General features: G+C 71.7%; 19 protein-coding genes. 9 read left to right on the plus strand and 10 right to left on the minus strand.

The features are described from left to right. The first annotated feature begins 108 nt into the window (after positions 1 to 108). Complete coding sequence (uvrA, locus tag NFT33_RS01275; protein WP_251672647.1) at positions 109 to 3,036, plus strand: excinuclease ABC subunit UvrA; 2,928 nt, start codon at positions 109 to 111, stop codon at positions 3,034 to 3,036. Here uvrA and NFT33_RS01280 read toward each other — a convergent pair. After that, positions 3,017 to 4,048: a GGDEF domain-containing protein gene (locus NFT33_RS01280; RefSeq protein WP_251672648.1), complete on the minus strand. Its 1,032-nt coding sequence runs from the start codon at positions 4,046 to 4,048 to the stop codon at positions 3,017 to 3,019. The genes uvrA and NFT33_RS01280 overlap by 20 nt on opposite strands. A 266-nt stretch (positions 4,049 to 4,314) precedes the next feature. Here NFT33_RS01280 and NFT33_RS01285 point away from each other — a divergent pair, with 266 nt between their 5' ends. Together NFT33_RS01285 and NFT33_RS01290 are read left to right on the plus strand one after the other, a co-directional pair. After that, on the plus strand, positions 4,315 to 6,798 hold the full coding sequence (locus NFT33_RS01285; protein ID WP_251672649.1) for a putative bifunctional diguanylate cyclase/phosphodiesterase: 2,484 nt from the start codon (positions 4,315 to 4,317) through the stop codon (positions 6,796 to 6,798). A gap of 78 nt (positions 6,799 to 6,876) precedes the next feature. Then, positions 6,877 to 8,028 carry a PAS domain-containing protein gene (locus NFT33_RS01290; RefSeq protein WP_251672650.1) on the plus strand — a complete coding sequence of 384 codons (1,152 nt, stop codon included), beginning with the start codon at positions 6,877 to 6,879 and terminating at the stop codon, positions 8,026 to 8,028. On the opposite strand, the gene tnpA is transcribed toward NFT33_RS01290, so the two are convergent. Beyond that, positions 7,992 to 8,411 (minus strand): IS200/IS605 family transposase, encoded by a 420-nt coding sequence (tnpA, locus tag NFT33_RS01295; protein ID WP_251672651.1) that lies wholly within the window; start codon positions 8,409 to 8,411, stop codon positions 7,992 to 7,994. The two genes, NFT33_RS01290 and tnpA, sit on opposite strands and share 37 nt — an antisense overlap. A 25-nt stretch (positions 8,412 to 8,436) precedes the next feature. Here tnpA and NFT33_RS01300 point away from each other — a divergent pair, with 25 nt between their 5' ends. Beyond that, positions 8,437 to 9,507 (plus strand): RNA-guided endonuclease InsQ/TnpB family protein, encoded by a 1,071-nt coding sequence (locus tag NFT33_RS01300; RefSeq protein WP_251672652.1) that lies wholly within the window; start codon positions 8,437 to 8,439, stop codon positions 9,505 to 9,507. Then, positions 9,405 to 10,622, plus strand: coding sequence for a putative bifunctional diguanylate cyclase/phosphodiesterase (locus tag NFT33_RS01305; RefSeq protein ID WP_251672690.1), 1,218 nt, complete (start codon positions 9,405 to 9,407; stop codon positions 10,620 to 10,622). The genes NFT33_RS01300 and NFT33_RS01305 overlap by 103 nt, the downstream gene beginning before the upstream one ends. Here NFT33_RS01305 and NFT33_RS01310 read toward each other — a convergent pair. Genes NFT33_RS01310 through NFT33_RS01320 form a run of 3 tightly spaced genes read right to left on the minus strand, consistent with a single transcriptional unit; the run spans position 10,606 to position 14,317 of the window. Next, complete coding sequence (locus NFT33_RS01310) at positions 10,606 to 12,498, minus strand: polysaccharide biosynthesis protein (protein ID WP_251672653.1); 1,893 nt, start codon at positions 12,496 to 12,498, stop codon at positions 10,606 to 10,608. The two genes, NFT33_RS01305 and NFT33_RS01310, sit on opposite strands and share 17 nt — an antisense overlap. Then, the gene (locus tag NFT33_RS01315) at positions 12,495 to 13,091 is read right to left on the minus strand and encodes a sugar transferase (protein WP_251672654.1); all 597 of its coding nucleotides are present in this window, start codon (positions 13,089 to 13,091) and stop codon (positions 12,495 to 12,497) included. Before NFT33_RS01315 ends, NFT33_RS01310 begins: the two co-directional genes overlap by 4 nt. Before the next feature lie 23 nt (positions 13,092 to 13,114). Beyond that, complete coding sequence (locus NFT33_RS01320; RefSeq protein WP_251672655.1) at positions 13,115 to 14,317, minus strand: DegT/DnrJ/EryC1/StrS family aminotransferase; 1,203 nt, start codon at positions 14,315 to 14,317, stop codon at positions 13,115 to 13,117. A 77-nt stretch (positions 14,318 to 14,394) separates the two neighbouring features. On the opposite strand from NFT33_RS01320, the gene NFT33_RS01325 reads away from it, so the two are divergent. The 4 genes from NFT33_RS01325 (at position 14,395) to NFT33_RS01340 (ending at position 19,897) form a co-directional block, all read left to right on the plus strand. Then, entirely contained in the window at positions 14,395 to 14,727 is a 333-nt protein-coding gene (locus tag NFT33_RS01325; protein ID WP_251672656.1) for a YkgJ family cysteine cluster protein, read from the plus strand. A gap of 223 nt (positions 14,728 to 14,950) precedes the next feature. Further along, a complete protein-coding gene (locus NFT33_RS01330; RefSeq protein WP_251672691.1) occupies positions 14,951 to 17,059 on the plus strand; it encodes a type I secretion system permease/ATPase in 2,109 nt (702 codons plus the stop codon). After that, positions 17,056 to 18,405: an HlyD family type I secretion periplasmic adaptor subunit gene (locus tag NFT33_RS01335; protein ID WP_251672657.1), complete on the plus strand. Its 1,350-nt coding sequence runs from the start codon at positions 17,056 to 17,058 to the stop codon at positions 18,403 to 18,405. Before NFT33_RS01330 ends, NFT33_RS01335 begins: the two co-directional genes overlap by 4 nt. Positions 18,406 to 18,439: 34 nt before the next feature. Then, a complete protein-coding gene (locus NFT33_RS01340; RefSeq protein WP_251672658.1) occupies positions 18,440 to 19,897 on the plus strand; it encodes a TolC family protein in 1,458 nt (485 codons plus the stop codon). Here the strand turns inward: NFT33_RS01340 and NFT33_RS01345 are convergent. The 5 genes from NFT33_RS01345 to NFT33_RS01365 all read right to left on the minus strand — a co-directional run bounded on the left by NFT33_RS01345 (position 19,884) and on the right by NFT33_RS01365 (position 25,239). Beyond that, positions 19,884 to 20,645 carry a class I SAM-dependent methyltransferase gene (locus NFT33_RS01345; protein ID WP_251672659.1) on the minus strand — a complete coding sequence of 254 codons (762 nt, stop codon included), beginning with the start codon at positions 20,643 to 20,645 and terminating at the stop codon, positions 19,884 to 19,886. The genes NFT33_RS01340 and NFT33_RS01345 overlap by 14 nt on opposite strands. A 39-nt stretch (positions 20,646 to 20,684) precedes the next feature. After that, a complete protein-coding gene (locus NFT33_RS01350; protein ID WP_251672660.1) occupies positions 20,685 to 22,124 on the minus strand; it encodes a flagellin in 1,440 nt (479 codons plus the stop codon). Between the two features lie 88 nt (positions 22,125 to 22,212). Continuing rightward, entirely contained in the window at positions 22,213 to 23,460 is a 1,248-nt protein-coding gene (locus tag NFT33_RS01355) for a glycosyltransferase family 4 protein (protein ID WP_251672661.1), read from the minus strand. 20 nt (positions 23,461 to 23,480) lie between these two features. Continuing rightward, positions 23,481 to 24,620 carry a glycosyltransferase gene (locus tag NFT33_RS01360; protein ID WP_251672662.1) on the minus strand — a complete coding sequence of 380 codons (1,140 nt, stop codon included), beginning with the start codon at positions 24,618 to 24,620 and terminating at the stop codon, positions 23,481 to 23,483. A 1-nt stretch (position 24,621) separates the two neighbouring features. Then, a complete protein-coding gene (locus NFT33_RS01365) occupies positions 24,622 to 25,239 on the minus strand; it encodes an acyltransferase (RefSeq protein WP_149505103.1) in 618 nt (205 codons plus the stop codon). Positions 25,240 to 25,242 lie beyond the last annotated feature (3 nt).

Consider the following 25,242-nt stretch of genomic DNA (forward strand, 5'->3'; position numbering starts at 1 on the left):
TATCTCGCGTTCCCGGGCCTGCGGTCAGCGTCCCCAGGGTCGGCAGGGGCAGGGCTGTCGCTATGATGGCCGGTTGCCTTCCTGCCGCCGCTCGCCGCCTGTCGCCCCATGTCGTCCGCTGATCCGCTTGTTCCCCCGTTCCCGCCTGCGCGCCTGTCGTCGCTGATCTCGGTGCGGGGCGCCCGCACCCACAACCTGAAGAACATCGACCTCGACCTGCCGAAGAACGCGCTGGTCGTCATCACCGGGCTGTCGGGCTCGGGCAAGTCCAGCCTGGCCTTCGACACGCTCTACGCGGAAGGGCAGCGCCGCTATGTCGAGAGCCTCTCGGCCTACGCGCGCCAGTTCCTGCAGCTGATGGACAAGCCCGATGTCGACGTGATCGAGGGCCTGTCGCCGGCGATCTCGATCGAGCAGAAGGCCACCAGCCACAACCCGCGCTCGACGGTGGGCACGATCACCGAGATCCACGACTACCTGCGCCTGCTCTTCGCCCGCGCCGGCACGCCGCACTGCCCGGACCACGGCCTGCCGCTGCAGGCGCAGAGCGTCAGCCAGATGGTCGACGCGGTGCTGGCGCTGCCGGAGGAGACCAAGCTGATGGTGCTCGCGCCCGTGGTGCGCGACCGCAAGGGCGAGTTCGTCGAGCTGTTCGAGTCGATGCAGGCGCAGGGCTATGTGCGCTTCCGCATCGACGGGCGCATCGTCGAGGCGGCCGACGTGCCGGCGCTGGCGCTGAAGAAGACCGAGAAGCACGACATCGACGTGGTGCTCGACCGCCTGAAGGTGCGCCCCGACGTCCAGCAGCGCCTGGCCGAGAGCTTCGAGGCGGCGCTGCGCATCGCCGACGGCCGCGCGCTGGCGCTGGAGATGGACACCGGCGCCGAGCATCTGTTCTCGGCCAGGTTCGCCTGCCCGGTCTGCAGCTACTCGCTGGCCGAGCTGGAGCCGCGGCTGTTCTCGTTCAACTCGCCGGTGGGCGCCTGCCCGAGCTGCGGCGGCCTGGGCCATGTCGATGTCTTCGACCCGGAGCGGGTGGTGGCCTTCCCGTCGCTGAGCCTGGCCAGCGGCGCGATCAAGGGCTGGGACCGGCGCAACGCCTACACCTTCTCGATGCTGGAGAGCGTCGCGGCCCACTACGGCTTCGACCTGGAGGACGCCTTCGAGGACCTGGCGCCCGAGCATCGCCAGGTGGTGCTGCATGGCTCCGGCGACGAGGAGATCAGCTTCACCTACGCCGCCGAGGGCGCGGCCGGCAAGAAGCGCAGCGTCAGGCGCGCGCATCCCTTCGAGGGCATCCTGCCCAATCTGCAGCGCCGCTACCGCGAGACCGACTCGTCGGCGGTGCGCGAGGAGCTGGCGCGCTTCATGTCGAACAAGTCCTGCCCGGACTGCGGCGGCTCGCGGCTGCGGCGCGAGGCGCGCCATGTGCTGCTGGTCGATGCCGACGGCCAGCCCGCGCGCGCCATCTACCAGGTCGAGCATGCGACGCTGGCCGAGTGCCAGCGCTATTTCGATGCGCTGCGGCTGCAGGGCGCCAAGGCCGAGATCGCCGACAAGGTGGTGCGCGAGATCCGCGCGCGGCTGCGCTTCCTCAACGATGTCGGCCTGAACTACCTGAGCCTGGACCGCAGCGCCGACACGCTCTCCGGCGGCGAGGCGCAGCGCATCCGCCTGGCCAGCCAGATCGGCTCGGGCCTGACCGGCGTGATGTATGTGCTCGACGAGCCCTCGATCGGCCTGCACCAGCGCGACAACGAGCGCCTGATCGGCACGCTGAAGCACCTGCGCGACCTGGGCAACTCGGTGCTGGTGGTCGAGCATGACGAGGACATGATCCGCGCCGCCGACCATGTGGTCGACATGGGGCCGGGCGCCGGCGTGCACGGCGGGCAGGTGATGGCGCAGGGCACGCCTGAGCAGGTCGCCGCCTCGCCGGACTCGCCCACCGGCCGCTATCTGGCGCAGGTGCTGCGCATCGAGGTGCCCCGGCAGCGCCGGCCCTTCCTGAAGGACGAGCACGGCGCGCCGCGCGTGCTGCGCATCCGCAACGCCCGCGGCAACAACCTCAAGGGCGTGACCGCCGAGATCCCGGTCGGACTGATGACCTGCGTGACCGGCGTGTCCGGCTCGGGCAAGAGCACGCTGATCAACGACACGCTCTACGCCGCCGTCTCGCGCCAGCTCTACCAGAGCCACCAGGAGCCCGAGGCGCATGACGAGATCGAGGGCCTGGGCCACTTCGACAAGGTCATCAACGTCGACCAGAGCCCGATCGGGCGCACGCCGCGCTCCAACCCGGCGACCTACACCGGCCTCTTCACCCCGATCCGCGAGCTCTTCGCCGAGGTGCCGACCGCCCGCGAGCGCGGCTACGGCGCCGGGCGCTTCAGCTTCAACGTCGCGGGCGGGCGCTGCGAGGCCTGCCAGGGCGACGGTGTCATCAAGGTGGAGATGCACTTCCTGCCCGATGTCTACGTGCCCTGCGAGACCTGCCTGGGCAAGCGCTACAACCGCGAGACGCTGGAGGTGCTCTACAAGGGCAGGAACATCACCGAGGTGCTGGAGCTGACGGTGGAGGATGCGCGCGAGTTCTTCTCGGCGGTGCCCTCGATCGCGCGCAAGCTGCAGACGCTGATGGACGTCGGCCTGGGCTACATCCGCCTGGGCCAGTCGGCGACCACGCTGTCAGGCGGCGAGGCGCAGCGGGTGAAGCTGGCGCTGGAGCTGTCCAAGCGCGACACCGGCCGCACGCTCTACATCCTCGACGAGCCGACCACCGGTCTGCACTTCGCCGACATCGAGCTGCTGCTGCGGGTGCTGCACCAGCTCTGCGAGGCCGGCAACACGGTGGTGGTGATCGAGCACAACCTGGACGTCATCAAGACCGCCGACTGGCTGCTCGACATGGGCCCGGAGGGCGGCTCGGGCGGCGGCACGCTGCTGGCGGCCGGCACGCCCGAGGACATCGCCGCGTGCGCGGGCAGCCACACCGGGCGCTTCCTGCGGCCGCTGCTCAGCCCATCCGCACGGTGATGCGGTCGCGGCCGCCGTGCTTGGACTGGTAGAGCGCCTGGTCGGCGCGCTCGATGAACTGGCGGCCGGTCTCGCCGCGCTGCAGCGAGGTCAGGCCGATCGAGACGGTGACCTGCACCTGCAGCTCGGCGCCGGTCTTGCTGCGCGCCGGGGTGCGCAGCAAGGCGACCTTCTGGCGCAGCTGCTCGGCCACCAGCCGGGCGCTCTGCAGCTGCATGGCCGGCAGCAGCATCACGAACTCCTCGCCGCCGATGCGTGCGGCCAGCGCGTTGTCCGGCGTGCCGGCCTGCAGCGCCGCGGCGACCGTGCACAGCACCTGGTCGCCGGTGCCGTGGCCGTAGCTGTCGTTGACCCGCTTGAAGTGGTCGATGTCGAGCATCAGCAGGCAGGGCGCGTGGCTGTTCATGCCGGCGCTGGCGGCCAGCGTCATGCAGGCGGCCAGGCGCTGCTCGAAGGCGCGGCGGTTGGGCAGACCGGTCAGCGTGTCGGTCAGGTTCTCCTGGCGCACCCGCTCGAGTTCGTCGCGCAGCTGGCCGATCTCCTGGCGGCTGTCGCCGAGCTGGCGCTGCAGGGCCTGGATGGCCGCCTGCATCTGGCGGGTGGTGGCGAGAATCTCTTCCAGGCCCGGCAGCGCCTGGCCGGCCAGACCGTCCTGGAAGCGTGACAGCGAGCTGCCGTAGGCGGCGGTCTGGTCGCCGGCGCGGGCTGCGGATTCGGCCGCCTGGCCCAGCGCGCTGCTCATGCGCTCGCTCATGCGCTGCAGCAGGGCCGGATCGGCGCTGCTGCCGATCACATGCCGGCGGTAGAGCGCCTCGGTCACCGCATCGTCGAGATGCAGGTGCTGCAGCATGTAGCGGTCGATCGCGTTGCGCAGATCGAGGTTCTCGCCGCTGGCGTAGGCATGCCAGACCGCGTAGTTGACCGGATGCATCGGCACGCTGTGCTTGCGCATGAGGTTCAGTGCGTCGCGGACGATGTCCGCCGCACGCTCGACGTTCTCGGTGTTCTTCATGGTCTTGGCGCCTCTCGCCATCCGGACGTGATGTCCCGGGGTCATCGGCGTGCGGTGCGGGCGATTTCAGCCGGAATCAGGGCGGCCGAGGCGGAAAAGCGTTACTTTTCCCGGCGATCATCGATCCGGTTCCGTGGCCCCCGCGTCTGGAGGGCCGGGATCGGTGCGTGACGCTGCCCGAGCATTCCGACCTGGGTGGCTCGCGCGCGGAGCTCGAGAATTTTCGTCCGATGAATGTCGAACCTGTCGAAGCTGTCGAACCGAAAATGAGCCGCTCCCGGCCAGACGAGCTGCCGCAGGCGCCCTGGCGTGCGCAGCAGGTGCGCGGGGTGCTGCAGATCGTGCCCCGGATGACGGCCTCGCTGCTGCTGCTGACGGCGGTGGCGGCCTGGCTGTGCGCCGAGGCGCTCGGACCGGCGCGGATCCTGCCCTGGGCGGCGCTGCAGACGCTGCTGGCGCTGGTCTGGCATCTGGACATGCGCCGGCTCGATCGCCGTGACGACGAGGCGCTGCGCTCGACGCTGGCGCTGCTGCGCCTGGGCTGGCCGGTGAGCCTGTTCAGTCTGCTGCTGGCGATGCTGGCGGTGCAGGCCTTTCCCGAAATGGCCCGCGAGGGCCAGTTCCTGGTCGGCGTGATGCTGGGCGGGGCGCTGTGCGCCGGCGCCATCGAGCTGGCGGCGCTGCCGGTGCTCTCGGCGCTGTGGGCCGGCACGCTCGGTGTGGGCGCGCTGCTGGCGCTGCTGGTGGTGGGCACGCCGGTGTTCTCGGTGGCCTTCGCGCTGCTGGTGCTGATCGGGCTGCTGGTCAGCGTCTCGGTGCGCGGGGTGTCGCGCACGCTGCTGGCGCGGCTGCAGGCCCAGAGCGAGGCGGCCCGCGGCGAGCACACCATCTCGATGCTGCTGCGCGACTTCGAGACCCAGTCCGACGCCTGGACCTGGAGCGGCGACCGGGCCGGCCGGCTGTGGCAGGTGGCGCCACGCATGGCCGCCGAGCTGGGCCTGAAGGCGCCGCAGGTGCTGGTCGGGCAGGATCTGGTGCAGGTGCTGCGCAGCGGCGAGGGCGGCGCCTCGCTGGCGATGCGCCAGGGCTTTCGCGGCCGCATCGATGCCCGCATGCCGGCCGAGCTGATGGCGCTGATGGCGGCGCTGCAGTCGGGCCAGCCCTTTCGCGGCATCGAGGTGGCGGTGAGCCGGCCCGGCCGCCCGCCGAGCTGGTGGTCGATCAGCGGCGTGCCGGTGCTCGACGCACTCGGGCTGCAGACCGGCTGGCGCGGCATCGTGCGCGATGTGACGCTGCTGCGCCAGCAGTCCGGCGAGCTCGAGCGGCTGGCGTGCACCGACACCCTGACCGGTCTGGCCAACCGCCACGTGCTGCAGCAGCGCGCCGAGGCCGCGGTGCAGGCGCTGGCCCGCCGGGCGCCGCCGGTGCCCGGTGCGGACGATGACAGCCCGCTGTCGCTGCTGCTGCTGGATCTGGACAACTTCAAGACGGTCAACGATCACTTCGGCCATCTGGTGGGCGATCTGCTGCTGCAGGAGGTGGCGCGGCGGCTGCGTGCGGTGCTCGAGGAGCGCGGTCTGGATGTGCTGGGGCCCGAGGGAGTGCTGGCCCGGCTGGGCGGCGACGAGTTCGCGCTGCTGGTCGAGCGGCCGATGCTGACGGTCGAGCGCGAGGATCTGGCGCTGGCGCTGCTGGCGGCGCTGCGCGAGCCCTGGCAGCACGAGACGCTGTGGGTGGAGATCCGCGCCAGCCTGGGCGCCGCGGCCTGGGACGGGCCGGGCACCCGCGCGGCACGGCTGCTGCAGCAGGCCGACATCGCGCTGTACGAGGCCAAGGCGGCCGGGCGCGACATGGTGCGGCTCTTCGATGCGGCGATGGGCGAGCGCATGGCCGGCCGGCATCTGGTCATCCAGGAGCTGGGTCAGGCCCTGGAGGCGGCGCGGCGCCGGCTCGCACGCGGCGGCGAGCGCCAGCCCGAGCCGTCCTGCGGCTGGCTGAGCGTGCATTACCAGCCTCAGCATGATGTCGCCGACGGCCGGCTGACCGGCTTCGAGGCGCTGCTGCGCTGGCGCCATCCGCAGCGCGGCTGGATCTCGCCGGCGGATTTCGTGCCGGTGGCCGAGGAGACCGGGCTGGTGGTCGCGCTGGGCGAGTGGGTGCTGCGCCAGGCCTGCCATGACGCGGCCCGCTGGGGCGGCGACACCAAGATCGCGGTGAATGTGTCGGGCGTGCAGTTCGCCGGACGTCATCTGGTGCGCACCGTTTCCGAGGTGCTGGCCGAGACCGGGCTGGCGCCGCGGCGCCTGGAGCTGGAGATCACCGAGACCGCGGTGCTGGCCGATCCGGCCAGCGCGCGCACCCGGATGCAGGCGCTGCGCACGCTGGGCATCCGGCTCGGGCTGGACGACTTCGGCACCGGGCATTCCTCGCTGTCGTCGCTGCGCACCTATCCGATCACGACGCTGAAGATCGACCGCAGCTTTGTCGTCGCGCTGGACGGGGGCGGGCCGCAGGCCGACCAGATCCTGCGCACCATCGTGCAGCTCGGCCAGGCGCTGGGCATGAAGACGCTGGCCGAGGGCGTCGAGACCCCGGCACAGCTGGAGGTGCTGCGCCGTCATGGCTGCGACCAGGTGCAGGGCTATCTGTTCGCTGCGGCACTGGATGTGAAGGAAGCCACACGCCGTGTGGCCGCGACGCGACCGACCGGGGAGTGGTCCTCGGTCGTTTCCGTGCCGGAATCGCGATAATCCGCGCCGCCTTGCCCGGCTCCGTTCCTGTTTTGTCTCCTGTCATTTGTCATTTTTCATTCGCTGCTCACCTGCTCCATGCCTGCTGCCGAATCCCGCTCCACGCTGATCGGCGACCGGTCCGGCTGGGCTGACGCCGACGGGCTGGGGCTCGAGCAGGGGCGGCTGATGCAGGCGGTGCTGCGCATGGCGGTGATGGCGGCCGGCAGCTCGATCGGCATCGGGCTGCTGGTGCTGTGGCTGGTGCATCCGGTGATGAGCGGGGCGCAGCGCTGGATGCTGCTGTGGCCGGTCGGCCTGGCGGCGGCCGGGCTGCTGCAGCTGCTCGATGTGCTGCGCAGCCTGGGCTGGCCGCTGGCTCGGCTGGCGCAGCCGGCGGTGCGCTGGCGCCTGATCGGCCACAGCATGCTGACCGGGCTGATGTTTGCCGGCATCTCGGTCTTCATCTATCCGCAGGTCGATGCGGAGCGGCGCTATCTGCTGGGCATGATCGCCTGCGCCGCGATCCCGATCGGCGCGATGGCCGGGGCGCCGCTGCGCTGGGGCGGCATGGGCTGGACGCTGGTGACCTCGGCCGGCGTGCTGTTGGGCGTATTGCAGATCGACGGCCTGGTGCGCGATGTCTCGGTGCCGCTGACGCTGCTGATGGCTGTGCTGGTGATGGTGTCGCTGAACGCGATCGGGCGCAGCGTGCGCCACCGGCTGCAGGCCGAGGCCACCGCCCGGCGCGAGCGCCATGCGCTCGACCTGCTGCTGCGCGACTTCGAGCATCACGCCGATGACTGGCTCTGGGAGACCGATGCCCGCGGCCGGCTGAGACGCATCTCCTCGCGCATGGCGCAGGCGCTGGGCGTGAGCGATGCCCATCTGCTGATCGGCCGTGTCCTGATCGAGCTGCTGCGCGATGCCGAGGGCAGCGATCAGCTGGCCCGGCATCTGTCGGAGCCCGAACCCTTCCGGGCGCTGGCGCTGCGTCTGCCCTCGCGCCAGCTGCTGCAGACCGCCTGGCAGCACTGGACGGTCAGCGGCGTGCCGCTGCTCGATGCCGAGGCGCGCATCGTCAGCTGGCGCGGCGTGGTGCGCGATGTCACGCTGCTGCGCGAGCAGTCGCGCGAGCTGCAGCGTCTGGCCCACACCGATGTGCTGACCCGGACGAAGCGACAAGCCCCGGGGTTCAGCCCGGGGTCGAGCGTTCAAGCCGGAACGGCTTGCTGCTGTTCGATGTACTGACGCAGGATTTCGATTGGCGCTCCACCACAAGACGCGGCGAAGTAGGACGGGGACCACAAGACGCCCCGGCGCTTCAGCCACGGATGGAAGTCCCCGAATTCCTTGCGCAACAGGCGCGATGAAACCCCCTTCAGGCTGTTCACCAGCGCGCTCAACGCGACCTTCGGCGGGTAGTTGATGAGCAGGTGGACGTGATCGCGCTCGCCGTTGAACTCGATCAGCTCGGCATCGAAGTCTTTGCACACGTCGCCAAGGATGCGATGAAGGCGGTCGAGGTGCTCTTGTCGGAACACTCCGCGCCTGTATTTGGTCACGAAGACCAAGTGGGCATGAATGGCAAAAACGCAGTGTCTGCCCCGTCGATAGTCAGTTTCTTGTGTCATAGACCAATTGTGCTACAGTGATTTCATGGAAGCCACCAAGACCCTCAAGCTGCGCATCAAGGACAAGCACGCCGCCGTGCTGTCCTTGATGGCGCGCGAGGTGAATCAGGTGTGGAACTACTGTAACGAGACGAGCAGCCGGGCGATCCGCGAGCGCCGCGAGTGGCTGAGTGGGTTCGACCTGCAGAAGCTCACGGCCGGGTACTCGAAGTGCGAAGGCGTGCGCATCGGCAGTGCCACGGTGCAACTGGTGTGCGAGGAGTACGCCACCCGGCGCAAGCAGTTCAGACGAGCCCGGCTGAACTGGCGGGTGTCGAACCCGAAGTCGGCGAAGTATTCGCTGGGCTGGGTACCGTTCAAGGCGGGCGGTGCGAAGTACAAGGCCGGGCAGATCGCTTTCCTTGGGCACAAGTTCAGCCTGTGGGACAGCTACGGCCTGAGCCGGTTCGATCTGCGCGCCGGATCGTTCTCGCAGGATGCGCGCGGCAGGTGGTACCTGAACGTGTGCGTCAAGGTGGACGTGCCGAAGTCGGCCGGCACCGGTCTGGTGGGGATCGACCTCGGCCTGAAGACCACGGCGACGTGCTCGGACGGCGAAGAGCTGGCGTCCGGCCTGTACCGCAAGCATGAGGGCGCGCTGGGGATCGCCCAGCGGGCGCGCAAGAAAGACCGGGTGCGCGCGATCCACGCGAAGATCGCCAACACGCGCAAGGACGCGATGCACAAGTTCTCGACGGGGCTGGTCGCGCGCAACGCGGCGATCTTCGTCGGGAACGTGCAGGCCGGTGCGATGGTGAAGACCAGGATGGCGAAGTCCACGCTGGACGCCGGATGGTCGATGTTGAAGACGATGCTGGAATACAAGAGCCATCAGGCCGGCATCGTGTTCGAAGAGGTGAATGAAGCCTACACAACCCAGACCTGTTCGAGCTGCGGGGTCATTCCCGCCAGCAGTCCGAAAGGTAGGACAGGTCTGCGAATGAGGCGATGGACATGCTGCGACTGCGGCGCGGAACACCACCGCGACGTGAACGCTGCCCTGAACATCGCTGCGCGCGGACATGCGCGTCTCGCAGGAGGAATCCCCGTCCTTTAGGGCGGGGAGGATGTCAAGAATTCGCCCTGCTGATCGACCGCTCCCACCCGGTGGCCGAGCGCGAGGCGATGGCGCAGGCCCTGCTGCAGGCGCTGCACCCGGTCTGGCAGGACGAGCAGGCCGCCGTCGAGGTGCGGGCGAGTCTGGGTGTCGCCTCCTGGGATGTGCTTCATCCCGATGCCGATCGCCTGTTCCAGGATGCCGATCTGGCGCTGTATGCCGCCAAGGCGGCCGGTCGCGATGTCGCGCGCACCTTCGATGCGCCGATGCGCGCCGAGCTGATGCGTCGCCACGGCCTGGTCCGCGATCTGGGCCTGCTGCTGCGCGCGCCCGCCGGCGAACATGCCGAGGCCGGCCGGCTGATGCTGCACTACCAGCCGCAGTTCGATCTGGCCGAGGGCCGGATCAGCGGGGCCGAGGCCCTGCTGCGCTGGTGCCATCCGGTGCGGGGCTGGATCTCGCCGGCCGAGTTCGTGCCGCTGGCCGAGGAGCATGGCCTGATCGCCCTGCTGGGCGACTGGGTGCTGCACCGCGCCTGCCAGGAGGCCGCCGGCTGGCCCGAGCCGATGCGGCTGGCGGTCAATCTCTCGGCGCTGCAGCTGCGCGGCGATGCGCTGGTCGACAGCGTGCGCTCGGCGCTGACCGACACCGGTCTGTCCGCCGATCGACTCGAGCTGGAGGTGACCGAGACGGTGCTGATGCAGGACGCCCGTCGCGCACGCGAGCAGCTGCACGCGCTGCGCCTGCTGGGCGTGTCGATCGCGCTCGACGACTTCGGCACCGGCTATTCCTCGCTGGCGCAGCTGGCCGAGCTGCCGGTCGACCTGCTCAAGATCGATCGCAGCTTCGTGACCGTGCTGGGCGGGGATGGGCCGCGGGCGCAGCAGGCCGAGGCGATCGTGCGGCTGATCGTGCAGCTCGGCCAGGCCACCGGCATGGCCACGCTGGCCGAAGGCGTGGAGACGCCAGAACAGCGCGAGGCGCTGCGGCTGTGCGGCTGCGAGCGCCTGCAGGGCTATCTGCTGGGCCGGCCGCTCGAGGCGAAGCTGCTGCGCGAGCGCATGCGCTCGAGCCCCGTCACCCTCGCTGCCGTGCCGCTCAGCCTGCCGACCTGATCCGCGCCGGGCGGTACTCGGGCACCAGCCGCGCCAGGCGCTCGCGCACCTCGTCGTCGGGCGCGCTCGAGCGGCCGGCGGCCCAGTCCAGCAGCAGCTGCACCTCGTCGAGCGAGCTGGCCGACGCATCCAGCCGCGCGATGCGCAGCCGCTCGAAGCGCGTCGGCAGCGTCGCGTCTGCATCGGCCAGCAGCTCCTCGAACAGCTTCTCGCCCGGGCGCAGCCCGCTGAAGGCAATCGGGATCTCGGCCAGTGTGTGGCCGCTCAGGCGGATCAGGTCGCGCGCCAGATCGACGATCTTCACCGGCTCGCCCATGTCGAGCACGAAGACCTGGCCGCCTTCGCCGATCGCGCCGGCCTGCACGACCAGCCGCGCGGCCTCGGGAATGGTCATGAAGAAGCGGGTGATGTCCGGGTGCGTCACCGTGACCGGGCCGCCGCGGGCGATCTGCTCCTTGAACTTCGGGATCACGCTGCCCGACGAGCCCAGCACGTTGCCGAAGCGCACCGCCATGAAGCGGGTGCGGCCCTCGCCGGCGGCCATGCGCGCGGCCAGCCGCGAGATCACCATCTCGGCGGCGCGCTTGGTCGCGCCCATCACGTTGGTCGGGTTGACCGCCTTGTCGGTCGAGATCAGCACGAAGCGCTCGACGCCGGCCGCGGCCGCCGCGCTGGCCGCGCGCCAGGTGCCCAGCGTGTTGTTGCGCAGCGCGGAGAAGGCGTTGTCCTCCTCCATCAGCGGCACATGCTTGTAGGCGGCGGCGTGAAAGACCACCTGCGGGCGCAGGCGCGCGAAGGTGGCGGCCAGGTGCTCGGGGTCGCGCACGTCGCCGACCAGCCGCACCAGCGGGATGTGCGGGAACAGCTCGCCCAGCTCCTGCTCGATGCGGTAGAGCGCGAACTCGCTCAGCTCGTAGAGCACCAGCTTGAGCGGCCCGTAGCGCGCCACCTGCCGGCACAGCTCCGAGCCGATCGAGCCGCCGGCGCCGGTGATCAGCACCACCTTGCCCGACAGGCACTCGCTGATGCCGCCCTCGTCGAGCTGCACCGGCACGCGCCCGAGCAGGTCCTCGGGCTCGATGTCGCGCACCTGCGCCACCGCCTGGCCCTCGCGCAGCTCTGCGGCGGTCGGCACCGTCACCACCGGCAGGCCGGTGGCGGCCGCCAGGTCGAGCGCGCGGCGGCGCTGCGCCGCCGAGGCCGAGGGCATCGCCACGATCAGGTGGGTGATGCCGTGCACCTCGGCCCAGCGCGGCGCGCTCTCCAGATCGCCCAGCACCGGCACGCCGCCGATGCGCGCGCCCAGCTTGCGCGGGTTGTCGTCGAGCAGGCCGACCACCACCCAGCCGTGGTGCTGGATGCCGGCCATCAGCAGCTTGGCGGCGTCGCCGGCGCCCAGCACGAGGGCGCGTCTCGTCTCGTGCATCGAGCCGGACAGGCGCCCGCGCATGTGCTCGTAGAGCATGCGGTAGCCGATGCGCACCATCGCCAGCCCCATCAGGCTGACGACCGGATGCAGCGCCAGCACCGCACGCGGCACCTGCACCAGCTGCGCCATCAGTACGCCGACCGCGCCGAGCAGCCCGGCGATCGCGCAGGCGAAGGTCAGCCGCTGCACCTCGCCGAAGCCGGAGAAGCGCCACATGCCCTTGGGCACCTTCAGCAGCGCGAACACCGTGACGTACAGCGCCAGCAGCCCGGCCAGCACCCAGCCGTCGTAGGAGGGCCGCGCGCTCCACCCGCGCTCGAAGCCGAGGCGGAACAGGTAGGTGATGTTCCAGCACGCGGCGATGACCGCGGCGTCGATCGCCAGGGCCAGCGGCTCGCGGTGCGGCCGGATGCGGGTCAGCAGGGTGTCGAGGGTGTGCCAGCTCATCGTTCGAGGATCGCGCGCAGCGTGCGCAGGATCAGCCTCAGGTCGGTCAGCACGCCCGCCTCGTCGACGTAGCGTGCCTGCAATGCCAGCTTGGCCGGCAGGACCACCTCGCGGTAGGTGCGCTCCGGGTCGGTGCTGCGTGCCAGCAGCGTGCTCTCGTCGCGGTACTCGATCGAGGCGAAGTCGGTGATGCCGGGGCGCACCGACAGCACCTTCTCGCGCAGCCCGGCCGGATAGAGCGCCACATAGCGCGGCACCTCGGGCCGCGGGCCGACCAGGCTCATCGCGCCCTCGAGCACATCGATCAGCTGCGCCAGCTCGTCGAGCTTGGTGCGGCGCAGCAGCGCGCCGACGCGGGTGATGCGCGCATCCTGGCCCACGGTGAGCTGCGGGCCGCGGTCCTGCGGCGCGTGCGTCATCGTGCGGAACTTGTGGATGCGGAACTCGCGCCCGTGGCGGCCGACCCGCACCTGGCGGAAGAAGACCGGCCCGGGCGAGTCCAGCCGGATCGCCAGCGCGATCGCCAGCAGCACCGGCGAGAGCACGATCAGGCCGCAGCCGGCCAGCAGCAGGTCGAGCAGGCGCTTGGCCATGTCGTGCGCAGACCGCCCGGCGCTCAGCGTGCCAGCACGCCGCGCAGCACCGCGGCCACCCGCTCAGCGTCGGCCAGCGTCATGCGCGAATACAGCGGCAGGCTGAAGGTGGCCAGGTAGGCCTTCTGGCTGTGCGGGAAGTCCTCGGCGCGCAGGTCGTAGCGCTCGCGCCAGTAGGGCTGCTGGTGCAGCGGGATGTAGTGCACGCTGCTGCCGATGCCGGCGGCGAACAGCGCCTCGATCACCGCGTCGCGCCCGACCGGCGCGTCCTCGCGCAGGCGCAGCACGTAGATGTGCCAGGAGTGCAGATCGCCGGCGGCGGGCTGCGGCGGCAGGATGAGCGGCAGATCGGCCAGCAGCGTGTCGTAGTGCGCGGCGATGCGGGCGCGCGCGTCGCGGAATTCGCGCGCACGTTTCAGCTGATGGATGCCCAGCGCCGCGGCGATGTCGGTCAGGTTGTACTTGAAGCCGGGCGCGACGATCTCGTAGTACCAGCTCGGCACCTTGGCGGTGAAGCGGTCGAAGGCGTCGCGGTTGATGCCGTGCAGACGCATCACCTTCATGCGCGCGGCAAGCTGCGCATCGCGCGTGACCGCCATGCCGCCCTCGCCGGTGGTGATGGTCTTGTTGGCGTAGAAGCTGAAGACGGTGACATCGCTGGCCAGCGTGCCGATCATCTGGCCGGCGTGCGTGGTGGGCAGCGCGTGCGCGGCGTCCTCGACCACCTTCAGGCCGTGGCGGCGCGCGATCGCCAGGATCTCGCCCATCTCGGCGGCGCGGCCGGCGAAGTGCACCGGCACGATCGCCCGGGTGCGCGGGGTGATGGCGGCCTCGATGGCGGCGGGGTCGATGCACAGCGTGGCCGGGTCGATGTCGACCAGGCGCACGTCGGCGCCCAGATAGCGCGCCACCTCCGCGCTGGCGGTGAAGGTGTGGGTGGTGGTGATGACCTCGTCGCCGGGGCCGACGCCGACGGCCTCGAGCGCCAGGTGCAGCCCGGCGGTGGCCGAGTTGACCGCGATCGCCTCCAGGCCCGGCACCGGGCCGGCGTCGCCCAGGAAGGCGGCGAAGTCCTGCTCGAAGCGGCGTGCCTTCGGGCCGGTGGTCACCCAGCCGTGGCGCAGCGTGTCGACCACCTCGGCGATCTCGTCCTCGCCGATCTCGGGCAGCGCGAAGGGCAGGAAGGGCAGTGGGGTCGGATCGGACGGGGCGGTGGGCGAGGACATCGGCGGCAGGGCTTCGGGGGATGCGGCGGGAACCGCCGATGCTAATGCAGTTCCGAACGGTGATAAGTTCGCGTCCCATGGCCGACTTCAATCCCTGCCAGAGCTGCGGCGCCTGCTGCGCCCATTTTCGCGTGTCCTTCTACTGGGCCGAGGCCGAGTCCCTCGGCCTGCCCGAGGCACTGACCGAAGCGATCAATCCCTGGATGAGCTGCATGAAGGGCACCGGCCAGCGCGCCGGCGGCGTGCGCTGCGTCGCGCTGGCCGGCGAGATCGGGCGCGAGGTCGGCTGCACCATCTACCCGCAGAGACCCTCGCCCTGCCACGAGCTGCAGCCCGGCGAGGAGCGCTGCCTGAGGGCGCGTGCGGCGCACGGGCTGCCGGCGCTTTCCGGGAAGATGTCCTTGACCTGACGCGTGAGCGCCACGTCGCGCGGGCCGGGTACGCAGGCGCACCTGGCGGCTTTTCCATTTCCGCCGAGGCGCGGCATGATCCGCGCTGCTCGCTCCGCCCCGCGCCTGCTCCGTGATGACTTCCGCCGCCTCCGTCCCGCTTCCTGACGTCTCTGCAGCCTCTGCTGCTCCTGCGGCTCATGCTGCGCCTGCGCCCGACTCCGGCCTGTGGGCGCTGCTGGCGATGGCGGCGCTGCACGGCATTGCCGCCGACGAGGCGCAACTGCGTCACCAGCATGGCCGCGAGCCCTTCGACCTGCAGCGCCTGCTGCTGGCGGCGCAGCAGCTCGGGCTGAACGCGCGGGCGGTGCGCCAGGATCCGCGCCGGCTGGCGCGTGCGCCGCTGCCGGCGGTGGCGCGCGATGCGGCCGGGCGCTTCTTCGTCGTCGCGCGCATCGAGGGCACGGCCGCGCTGCCGGCCGGCACCGAGCTGCCGGGCAGCACCCGGGTGCTGATCCAGCGCGCGGGCGAGCCGCCGGCGGTCATCGCGCTCGAGGAGCTGCTGCGCACCTGGACCGGCGAGCTGATCCTGTTCACCAGCAAGGCGAGCTTTTCCGGCCAGATGGCGAAGTTCGACTTCACCTGGTTCATTCCGGCGGTGGTCAAGTACCGCCGGCTGCTGGCGGAGATCCTGCTGATCTCGCTGGTGCTGCAGCTCATCGGTCTGGCCACGCCGCTGTTCTTCCAGGTCGTGATGGACAAGGTGCTGGTCAACCACGCGATGCAGACGCTCAACGTCATCGCCATCGGCCTGATCTGCGCGATGGTGTTCGAGGCGCTGCTGTCGGGCATCCGCACCTGGGTGTTCGCGCACACCAGCAGCAAGATCGACGTGGAGCTGGGCGCGCGGCTGTTCCGCCACCTGCTGAACCTGCCGCTGGCCTATTTCCAGTCGCGCCGGGTCGGCGACTCGGTGGCGCGCATCCGCGAGCTGGAGAACATCCGCAGCTTCCTGACCGGCAATGTCATGACGCTGGTGCTGGACCTGCTGTTCTCCTTCGTCTTCCTGGGCGTGATGTTCGGGTACAGCGTGACGCTGACGCTGGTGGTGCTGGCCTCGATTCCGGTCTATCTGCTGCTGTCGCTGGTGTTCACGCCGGTCATCCGCCGCCGCCTGGAGGACAAGTTCAACAAGGGCGCGGAGAACCAGTCCTTCCTGGTCGAGACGATCAGCGGCATCGACACCGTCAAGTCGATGGCGGTGGAGCCGCGCTGGATCCAGAAATGGGACCAGCAGCTCGCCGCCTATGTCTCGTCGGGGCTGGCGGTGACGAACGTGGCCACGGTGGCCGGCGGCGGCGTCACGCTGACCAGCAAGCTGGTGACCGCGGCGATCATGTGGATCGGCGCCACGCTGGTGATCGACAAGCAGCTCACGGTGGGCGAGCTGGTGGCCTTCAACATGCTCGCCGGCCAGGTGTCGAGCCCGATCCTGCGGCTGGCGCAGCTCTGGAACGACTTCCAGCAGGTCGGCATCTCGATGAGCCGGCTCGGCGACATCCTGAATACGCATCCCGAGGTCGCGGGCCAGAAGACGCGGCTGCCGCGGCTGCAGGGCGCGATCGAGTTCGACCAGGTCTCCTTCCGCTACCGCCCCGACGCCGCCGACGTGCTGCGCCAGGTGTCGCTGAAGGTGCGTCCGGGCGAGGTGATCGGCATCGTCGGGCGCTCCGGCTCGGGCAAGAGCACGCTGACCCGGCTGGTGCAGCGCCTCTATGTGCCCGACCGCGGCCGGGTGCTGGTCGACGGCCAGGACCTGGCGATCATCGACACGCCCAGCCTGCGCCAGCAGATCGGCGTGGTGCTGCAGGAGAACACGCTGTTCAACCGCTCGGTGCGCGACAACATCGCGCTGGCCCATCCCGCCGCGCCGATCGAGCTGGTGATGCAGGCGGCGAAGCTGGCCGGCGCGCACGAGTTCATCTGCGAGCTGCCCGAGGGCTACGACACGGTCGTCGGCGAGCACGGCACGGGCCTGTCGGGCGGGCAGCGCCAGCGCATCGCCATCGCGCGTGCGCTGATCACCAATCCGCGCATCCTGATCTTCGACGAGGCCACCAGCGCGCTCGACTACGAGAGCGAGAAGATCATTCACGACAACATGCGCCTGATCTGCCAGGGGCGCACCGTGCTGATCATCGCGCACCGGCTCTCGGCGGTGCGTGGCGCCAACCGCATCGTGGTGATGGAGCGCGGCCAGATCGCCGAGGTCGGCAGTCATGAGGAGCTGCTGCGCAATCCGCGCGGCATCTACACCCATCTGCACGGCCTGCAGCACGGAGGTGCGGCATGAGCCTGCGCCACCGTCTGCAGGCCTGGGGCGAGCTGCTCGGCCGCTATCGCCGCGCCTGGGCCCATGCCTGGTCGCATCGCCGCGAGCTCACGCCGCCGGCGCATACCGCCGAGGAGGCCGAATTCCTGCCCGCAGCGCTGTCGCTGCAGGCGCGGCCGGTCTCGCCCTCGGGGCGCTGGACCGCGCGGCTGCTGATGCTGCTGGTGCTGGCGCTGCTGGCCTGGTCGGTGATCGGGCGCACCGATATCGTCGTCAATGCCCAGGGCCGCATCGTACCGCGCGGCCAGACCAAGACGCTGGCGGCGGTCGAGACGGCGCGCGTGCATGCGCTGCATGTCGAGGAAGGCCGGGTGGTGAAGGCCGGCGATCTGCTGGTCGAGCTCGACACCCGCCTGAGCGACAGCGAGGGCCGGCGCGCCGCGCAGGCCCTGGCACAGGCGCAGGCGCAGGTGGAGCGCGCCACCGCCCTGCTGGCCGCGCTGGAGCGCCCTGGCGCCGGCGCGCCCCGGCTGGCGCCGCTGTCGGTGCTGGATCCGCTGCAGCAGCGTCTGGCCGAGCAGCATCTGCAGGACCAGTGGAGCGAGTACCGCAGCCGGCTGGCACGGCTCGAGGCCGACGCCGGCCGTCTGGCCCAGGCGCTGCCGCTGGCCGAGCAGCGCGCCCGCGACCATGCCGAGCTGCTGCAGAGCGGCGATGTCTCGCGCCATGCCTGGATGGAGCGCGAGCAGGCCCGCGTGGAGATCGCCGGCCAGCTGGCGGTCATTCGCGCGCAGCAGCGGGCGCTGACCGCCGAGATGCGCCGCACCGCGCAGGACAGCCGGGTCGAGGGCCAGCGCCAGATCGACGCCGCGCGCTCCGAGCTCGATCGGGCGCGAACCCAGGGCGAGCTGCTGCGTCTGGTGGCGCCGGTCGACGGCACGGTGCAGCAGCTGGCGGTGCACACCGTCGGCAGCGCGGTGCCGGCGGCGCAGCCGCTGATGCAGATCGTGCCGACCCAGGCGCAGGTCGAGATGGAGGTGCGGGTCGAGAACCGCGACATCGGCTTCGTGCGCGAGGGCCAGCCGGCGCAGGTCAAGATCGACGCCTTCCCTTACACCAAGTACGGCACCGTGCCGGCGGTGGTCGCGCAGGTCTCGCGCGATGCGGTGCAGGACGAGAAGCGCGGTCCGGTCTATGCGGTGCGCATCACGCTGGAGCAGCCGGTGCTGCAGGTCGACGGCCGGGCGGTGCCGCTGACGCCCGGCCTGAGCGGCAGCGCCGAGATCCGCACCGGCGACCGGCGCCTGATCGAATATGTGCTGTCGCCGCTGCTGCAGCAGGGTCGGGAGAGCCTGCGTGAGCGCTGAGCCGATCCGCCAGCCCCGTCATCGGGCCCCGCTCGTGGCCGCCGCCCTGCTGCAGGGCGCTCTGGCGGTGCTGCCGGGCGCCGCGCGGTCTGCCGCCTCCCTCGAGCCGCCCGACCTGCTGCGCGTCGCGCCCGGACCCTCGGTGCCCGATCTGCTGCACGATCCGCTGCAGGTGCCGATGCTTGCCGGGCCGATGGCCGTGCCGCCGCCGGTCTGCGCCGAGCCGTCCGAGGGCGCGCCGCCGCTGTCGCTGGCCGATGCGCTGGCGCTGGCGCTGTGCCGGCATCCCCAGCTGGCCCAGGCCCAGGCCGAGATCGAGGCCCAGGCGGCCGCGCTGGGCGAGGCCCGCGCCGCCTTCTGGCCGCGGCTGCAGGCGAGCGTGTCGCGGCAGTCGACCACCACGCTGTCCACCCGCAGCGGCCAGTCGGTCGACCAGGCCAGCACCGCCCGCAGCCTGGCGCTGAACTGGCGGCTGTTCGACTTCGGCACCCGCGCCGGTGCCCGCGACGGGGCGCAGCGGCTGCTGGCCGCCGCCGGTGCGGCCCGCGATGCGCTGGTGCAGCGGCTGATGGCGGCGCTGGTCTCGGCCTATTTCGAGGCGATCACCGCGCAGGCGATGGTGACGATGCGCGAGCAGGCCAGAGCGCAGGCGCGAGAGGCGCTCGACACCGCGCAGCGGCGCGAACGCCACGGCCTGGTGGCCGGCAGCGATGTGCTGCAGGCCCGCGCCCAGCTGGCCCGTGCGCAGCTCGCGCTGGAGCGCGCGAGCGGCGAGGCGCGGCGCGCGCAGCTCACGCTCTCCAGCCTGATGGGGCTGGCCGATGGCACGCCGCTGCGCCTGCCCGCACAGCTCGACCCTGCTCAGGACGAGGAGACCGAGGACCTGTCGCGCTGGCTCGACGAGGCGCGGGCGCGCCATCCGTCGATCCTGGCGGCGCAGGCGCGGCTGCAGATCGCCCGGCTGCGGGTCGGCAGCGTGCGCGCCGAAGGGCTGCCGACGCTGGACGCCAGTGCCGCCCGCCATGTCGACGGCCAGCCCGACCAGGGGCTCTATGCCAGCGGCAGCCGCGTGACCACCTACGGCCTGCGGCTGACGCTGCCGCTGTTCGACGGCTTCGGCCACACCTACCGCATCCGCGGCGCGCAGGCGCAGCTCGCGCAGAGCGAGGCCCAGCTCGAGCAGGCGCGCCAGCAGGTCGCGCTCGAGGTGCTGCGCGCCCATGCCGACGCGCTCTCCGCCCGGCGCACCCTGCCGGCCGCCGCCGAGCTGGCGCAGGCCGCCGAGGCCGCCAGCGCCAGCGCCGCGCGCCGCTACGACAAGGGCGTGGCCGACATCTCCGAGCTGCTCTCCAGCCAGTCGCTGCTGGCCGAGGCCCGGCTCGAGCAGGTGCGCGCGCTGGCCGGCTGGCATGCGGCGCGGCTGCGGCTGCTGGCCGCGGCCGGGGTGATGCAGCAGGTGGAGGCGCCGGCCGGCGCCGTTACCGTGCGTTGACGGGCGCGCTGACGGGTGTGCTGACCGGCTTGCCGATCCACGCCAGCACATGCGTGCGCAGCGGCGGCAGCATGTTCAGCAGCGGATAGAGCGACGGCGACAGGCGGCAGGCTGCGCGTGCCAGCGGCGGCGCCAGCGTCAGGCGCTGCGCCTCGATGCGGCCGTGCGGAAAGAGCGCCCGCATCCGCGCCAGCGGCACGCCGCGCACATCGCGGTTGCGCGGGTTGTTCCAGGTGAAGTCGTACCAGAGCACCGCGCCGCCGGGCCGCACCCAGCGCCACATCGTGTCGGCCAGGCGCTGCTGGAAGGCATCGTCCAGCAGCGAGGAGAAGACGGTCGACTGCAGCACCAGGTCGGCGCCGGCTTCGGGCAGCGGCGCGGCGCAGGCGTCGCCCAGATGCAGCGTCACGCCGGCGGGCAGCACCGCGCGGGCCTCGGCATGACGCTCGGCCAGCAGCTCGATGCCGCACAGATGCTCGGGGCGGAAGCCGGCGCGCAGCAGCTCCAGCAGATTGCCGCCGGCACCGCAGCCGACCTCGACCACCCGCGGCTGCGCCAGGTCATGCCAGCCATGGCGGGAGAACAGGCCGAGCATCGCGCGCTGGCGCTCCTGCACCGTCTGCCAGACATCGGGCTGCAGCAGGCTGTAGCGGTCGGCCAGGCCGGCGGCGGCGCGGCGGGCGTAGCGCTGTTCGATGCGGGCAGTCTCGCCATCGGCGCGGGCGTCGGGAAGAGGGGGGAGGGCCATGGCTGCGCATGCTGCCACGGCGGCGGTCGGCCGGCGAGATCAGGATGTCCCGGACCCCGCCCCCAGCAGGATACCGAGCACCTGGCGGGGCAGGGCGGCGGCCTGGCTGCGCAGCGCCTGGCTGGCCCGGGCCAGCACCTGCTGGCGGGTGAGCGTGCCCAGCTCGGCGGCCATGTCGGCATCCAGGATGCGGCCCCGTGCCGCGAGGGCGGTGCTGGAGGCGCTCTCGCCCAGATCGAGCGCACGTTCGAGCCGGCCGTGCAGGGCGCCGAAGCGGCCGCGGTGCTGGCTGACCCGCCCGATCGCCTGGTCGAGCGCCGCCAGGCTGGCCTCGGCGGCCTCCCGGCTGGCGAGGCCGACGCCGGCCAGCCCCAGCGATCCGCTGTCGGCGGGCAGCACCTCCAGCGACAGGCGCTGCGCTGGCTGGCCCGGATCGGCCTGCAGCAGCACCTCCAGCCGCGAGCGGTCGATCGTGCGGTCGACCTCCTGCGCATCCGACCAGCTGGCGCGGGCCTCGAAGCGGCCGGCGCCGGTCACCATCAGCAGCAGCGGCTGCGTCACCTCGCCGACCGTCAGCGTCTCGCGGCGCCAGGGGCCGCTGACCTGGCCGTCGTCGGGCGTGCCGTCATGGTGGTCGCCGTCGCCGCTGTAGCCCAGGGTCATGCCGCCCAGGCTGGTACTCATCAGGCTGGCCGGCACCCCGCCCGGCGGGCCGGGGTCGACAAAGCCGCTGCGGCCGTCGAGCAGCGCGCCGGCCTCGAGTCGTGCACCGGCTTCGAAGCCCAGCGCGCGCAGCATCACCTGGCCTTCGAGCTGCGCGGCGGTGCCGATGCCGTTCTGGCGCCAGCCGATGTCATGCAGGCCGGTGCCCAGCACATGGCGGCCGTCGGGCGTGAAGACCTGCAGGTCGTCGTCGGCGCCCAGCGCGTCGATCTCCACCTGCACATTGCGCATGCCGGCGGGAAGATAGGCCAGCGGCCTGAGGCCCGAGCTCAGCGACAGGGTGCGTCCGGTCTGGCCGAAGACCTCGTCCAGGGTCGGCGTGAGCCCCGAGGTCCGTGGTGCGCTCAGCAGGCTGTGGCCGAACAGCCGCGTGCCGGCGGCCGTGGCGTCGATCTGGTCGATCAGCGTGCGCAGCCCCTGCTGCAGCCCGGCCCGATCGTCGTCGCCGAGGCTGCCGTTGGCGGCCGCCAGCGCCAGCTCGCGGCCCTGCTGAAGCAGTTCGGCGATGCGGCCCAGGCCATCGTCGGCCTGCTGGACCCGGCCGATGGCCTCGTTCAGGCCCCGGCCGATCGCGCCTCGGGCGCGCAGCATCGCGGTCAGCCGCTCGGAGATGGCCAGGCCGGCCGCATCGTCGCCGGCGCGGTGAATGCGCAGGCCGGTGGCCAGCCGCTCGAGCGACCGCAGGCGCTCCTGCTCCGGAGGCAGGCGAGTCAGGCCGGCCTGCGCGACCGACATCATCGCGGAGAGACGGGCCATCCGCGCATGCTAGGCGCCGCCGGCCCCCGGTGAGCCGTGGATCAGATCCAGAATCCGATCCTGAATCCGGGGCCGCCGCGCGCCGGCTTCAGCGCACCGCGTCGATGAAGCGCTGCGCCAGCACCGGATAGGTGTGGTTCGCCATCACGAAGGCGCGGCCGCGCTCGCCCATCGCGCGGCGCTCGGCCGCGGGCAGCGCGGCGAGCCGGCGCAGTCCCTCGGCCACCGCGTCCGGCGACTCCGGCGCCACCGTCAGGCCGCAGCCGGCCTCCGCGACCGGGTCGTTGCCGGCCTCGACCGAGTGCAGCACCGCGCAGCCGGCCATCATGTAGTCCATCAGCTTGTTCGGCGCGATGCCGAAGCGGTAGATGGGCACGCGCTGCCAGCCGATGTAGGCGATGTCGATGCCGGCCAGGAAGCTCGGGATCTGGCGCTTGGGGATCGGCGCGAGCATCGTGACGCTGGCCTCCAGGCCCTCGGTGCGCACCCGCTCGGCCAGGCGATCGCGCTCGTGGCCGCCGCCGACCATCACGAAGGCGATCGCGGCACCGGCATCGCGCAGCCGCTTGGCCGCGTCCAGCAGCGTGTCGAGCGCGTTGGGCAGGCCCATCGAGCCGGCGTAGCCCACCACCGTGCGCCCGGCGGCCCGCGCCGCCGCGACCGCGCCGGCGACATCCTCGCGCAGCGGCTCGGGCGCGCCGTCCCACTCGTCGAGCGTGATGCCGTTGGGCACGATGTGCAGCTTGCGCAGGTCCAGGCCGCGCCCGGCCATGTGCTCGTGCACCTTCGGCAGCATCGACACGACCACGTCGGCGTCGCGGTAGGCATCGTCCTCGGCCTTCTGGCACATCAGGATGAAGGGATGGCGCGGCGACATGCCGCCCAGCTCGATCGGCGACAGCGGCCAGAGGTCGTGCACCTCGAAGACCAGCTTCGCGCCGGCCAGCCGGGCCAGGCGGCGCGCCACCCAGATGTCCATCGGATAGGTGCTGGAGGCGATCACCACATCCGGGCGGAAATGCCGGGCGATGCCCGGCGCGGCGCGCCAGACCTGGTTCAGGAAGGCCCAGATGTTCTTGACCCGGCCCAGGCCGTTGCCCTGGTAGGGCGGGCCGGGAAACCACAGGTAGTCGATGCCGTCGATGTCCTGGTGCTCGGGCTGCTCGACCGGGCGGCCTCGGGGCGTGGGTGCGGTGGCGCGCACATGCGAGGTCGCGCAGGCCACCATCTGCACCCGGTGGCCCAGGCGCACCCATTCGCGCGCGAGATAGTAGGGACGGAATTCCATGCCGAGCGCGGGCGCGCCGGCATAGTGGTTCAGGTAGAGAAGATTCATCGGGCTCCGGGGACGGCGGCTCACATCAGCTCGGCCATGCGGTCGAGCAGGCCGACCACCGCCGGCGCGAACTGGCCGTGCAGCCGCACCCACTCGTGATTGTCGCGGCCGATCTCCAGCGCCTGCGGCAGCAGCGGCGCGAGCTGCGTCGGCAGGTTCATCAGCTCGATCGGGGTGTCGGTCAGGATCAGGCCGTTGTGGCCGGAGCGCACCAGCTCGTGGTTGGCCGGCAGGTCCGACAGGATCGGAATGCAGCCGCTGGCCATCGCCTCCAGCACCGACACCGCCACCGAGTCGCTCGAGGGCAGGCTGAGGTACCACTGCGCCTGCTCGTAGTGGCGCTGCTGCGTTACCGCGTCCAGCCGGCCGACGAACGCCACATGGCGCGACAGGCCCAGCTCGGCCACGCGCGCCTCGAGCGCGCCGCGCAGCGAGCCGTCGTTGGCCACCGTCAGCCGCGCCTCGGGGAAGGCGCTGGCCAGGGTCGCGAAGGCGGAGATCACCCGCTCCGGGCGGTAGATCGGCTCCAGGCCGCGGTTGGCGAAGAAGGTCCACGGCGCCTTGCGCACCGGCACCGGCGGCATGCGCTCCAGGCCGAAGGGAAAGACCTGCACCTCGGCGGCGCCGAGCTGGCGCATCTGCGCGGCCATGTGCTCGGAGTCGCTGGTGGTCAGCGTGCTGGCGCGCAGCACCTGCGAGGTGATCCAGCGGTAGTGCGGCCCGCGCTGCGGCGTGACCAGGATGTCGCTGCCCCAGGCCGAGGCGCAGATCTGCCCGCGCAGCTTCCAGCCCTTCTTCGCCGCCACCGTCAGCGTGCCGTGCGAGGTCAGGTAGTGCGGGTGCAGCCAGTCGGCGTCGACCCGCTGCAGCCAGCGGCCCAGCTCGGGCAGCCGGCGCAGCACGCCGACATTGCCGCCGCCGTGGCGGGTGTCCTCGCCGAGCGCGAAGCGGCAGCGCTCGGGCACCAGCGTGTCGAAGCCCGGCGCGAAGCCGCGGCTGGAGGCCACCCACAGGTCGACCTGCGGCGCCAGCGCGCGCGCCCATTTCAGCAGGTGCGGGCTCTCGGCGTCGCCGATCAGCACATGGCGCCAGCGGCCGTAGGCAGGCGGGTCGGTCTCTGGCAGGGCTTCGGGAAGGTCGCGGATCAGTCGTCGGGCCATGTCAGCGGCGGTGTGTGTCGTCGTCAGCCGGGCCGGGCGCCGGTGCGGCGGTCCAGGCGGCGTGATGCTCCCTGCATTGCGGATGTCGTTGCAGCAGTGTCTCATCCCCGTCGCGGCTGTCGCCGACCACTTGCGCCGGGCTGCCCTCCAGGACCGCGAAATCCGGAAACGAACCCCTCACCCGGGTGCCGGCGCGCACCACGCTGCCGCGGCCGATCCGGCTGCCTGCCTCGATGACGCAGTGCGGACCGATGTAGCTCCAGGCGCCGATCTCCACCGGCGCGGCGATCCAGCCCGGGCGCTCGCCCGGTCCGGCCCAGGTCGCGAAGGCGGGCCCGAGCAGGCGCAGGCTGCGGTGCGAGCTGTGGGTGACGATGGCGCAGTGGCTGGTGATCTGCACCCCGTCGCCGATCGTCACGCCGGCGCCGGCCTCGATCAGGTTGAAGTGGCCGATGAAGACATGGTCGCCCAGGCGCAGACCGTGCTCGTGCTCGATGCAGGTCGACGGCGCGATGCGGGTGTGCGGCAGGTCGCGCCCGTGCGAGCGTTCGCCGAACAGCATGCGGAACCGCAGCGGCCACAGCAGGCGGCGGCGCCAGCGGTTGAGGGCAGCGCGCAGCGC

The organism is Sphaerotilus sp. FB-3 (assembly GCF_023706025.1).
GTDB lineage: Bacteria > Pseudomonadota > Gammaproteobacteria > Burkholderiales > Burkholderiaceae_C > Sphaerotilus > Sphaerotilus sulfidivorans.

Excerpts from the sequence above, each read along its gene's own strand:
- uvrA (WP_251672647.1), top strand. The coding sequence starts at position 109 with ATGTCGTCCGCTGATCCGCTTGTTCCCCCGTTCCCGCCTGCGCGCCTG.
- NFT33_RS01280 (WP_251672648.1), bottom strand. The coding sequence starts at position 4,048 with ATGAAGAACACCGAGAACGTCGAGCGTGCGGCGGACATCGTCCGCGAC.
- NFT33_RS01285 (WP_251672649.1), top strand. The coding sequence starts at position 4,315 with ATGAGCCGCTCCCGGCCAGACGAGCTGCCGCAGGCGCCCTGGCGTGCG.
- NFT33_RS01290 (WP_251672650.1), top strand. The coding sequence starts at position 6,877 with ATGCCTGCTGCCGAATCCCGCTCCACGCTGATCGGCGACCGGTCCGGC.
- tnpA (WP_251672651.1), bottom strand. The coding sequence starts at position 8,411 with ATGACACAAGAAACTGACTATCGACGGGGCAGACACTGCGTTTTTGCC.
- NFT33_RS01300 (WP_251672652.1), top strand. The coding sequence starts at position 8,437 with ATGGAAGCCACCAAGACCCTCAAGCTGCGCATCAAGGACAAGCACGCC.
- NFT33_RS01305 (WP_251672690.1), top strand. The coding sequence starts at position 9,405 with ATGCTGCGACTGCGGCGCGGAACACCACCGCGACGTGAACGCTGCCCT.
- NFT33_RS01310 (WP_251672653.1), bottom strand. The coding sequence starts at position 12,498 with ATGAGCTGGCACACCCTCGACACCCTGCTGACCCGCATCCGGCCGCAC.
- NFT33_RS01315 (WP_251672654.1), bottom strand. The coding sequence starts at position 13,091 with ATGGCCAAGCGCCTGCTCGACCTGCTGCTGGCCGGCTGCGGCCTGATC.
- NFT33_RS01320 (WP_251672655.1), bottom strand. The coding sequence starts at position 14,317 with ATGTCCTCGCCCACCGCCCCGTCCGATCCGACCCCACTGCCCTTCCTG.
- NFT33_RS01325 (WP_251672656.1), top strand. The coding sequence starts at position 14,395 with ATGGCCGACTTCAATCCCTGCCAGAGCTGCGGCGCCTGCTGCGCCCAT.
- NFT33_RS01330 (WP_251672691.1), top strand. The coding sequence starts at position 14,951 with ATGGCGGCGCTGCACGGCATTGCCGCCGACGAGGCGCAACTGCGTCAC.
- NFT33_RS01335 (WP_251672657.1), top strand. The coding sequence starts at position 17,056 with ATGAGCCTGCGCCACCGTCTGCAGGCCTGGGGCGAGCTGCTCGGCCGC.
- NFT33_RS01345 (WP_251672659.1), bottom strand. The coding sequence starts at position 20,645 with ATGGCCCTCCCCCCTCTTCCCGACGCCCGCGCCGATGGCGAGACTGCC.
- NFT33_RS01350 (WP_251672660.1), bottom strand. The coding sequence starts at position 22,124 with ATGGCCCGTCTCTCCGCGATGATGTCGGTCGCGCAGGCCGGCCTGACT.
- NFT33_RS01355 (WP_251672661.1), bottom strand. The coding sequence starts at position 23,460 with ATGAATCTTCTCTACCTGAACCACTATGCCGGCGCGCCCGCGCTCGGC.
- NFT33_RS01360 (WP_251672662.1), bottom strand. The coding sequence starts at position 24,620 with ATGGCCCGACGACTGATCCGCGACCTTCCCGAAGCCCTGCCAGAGACC.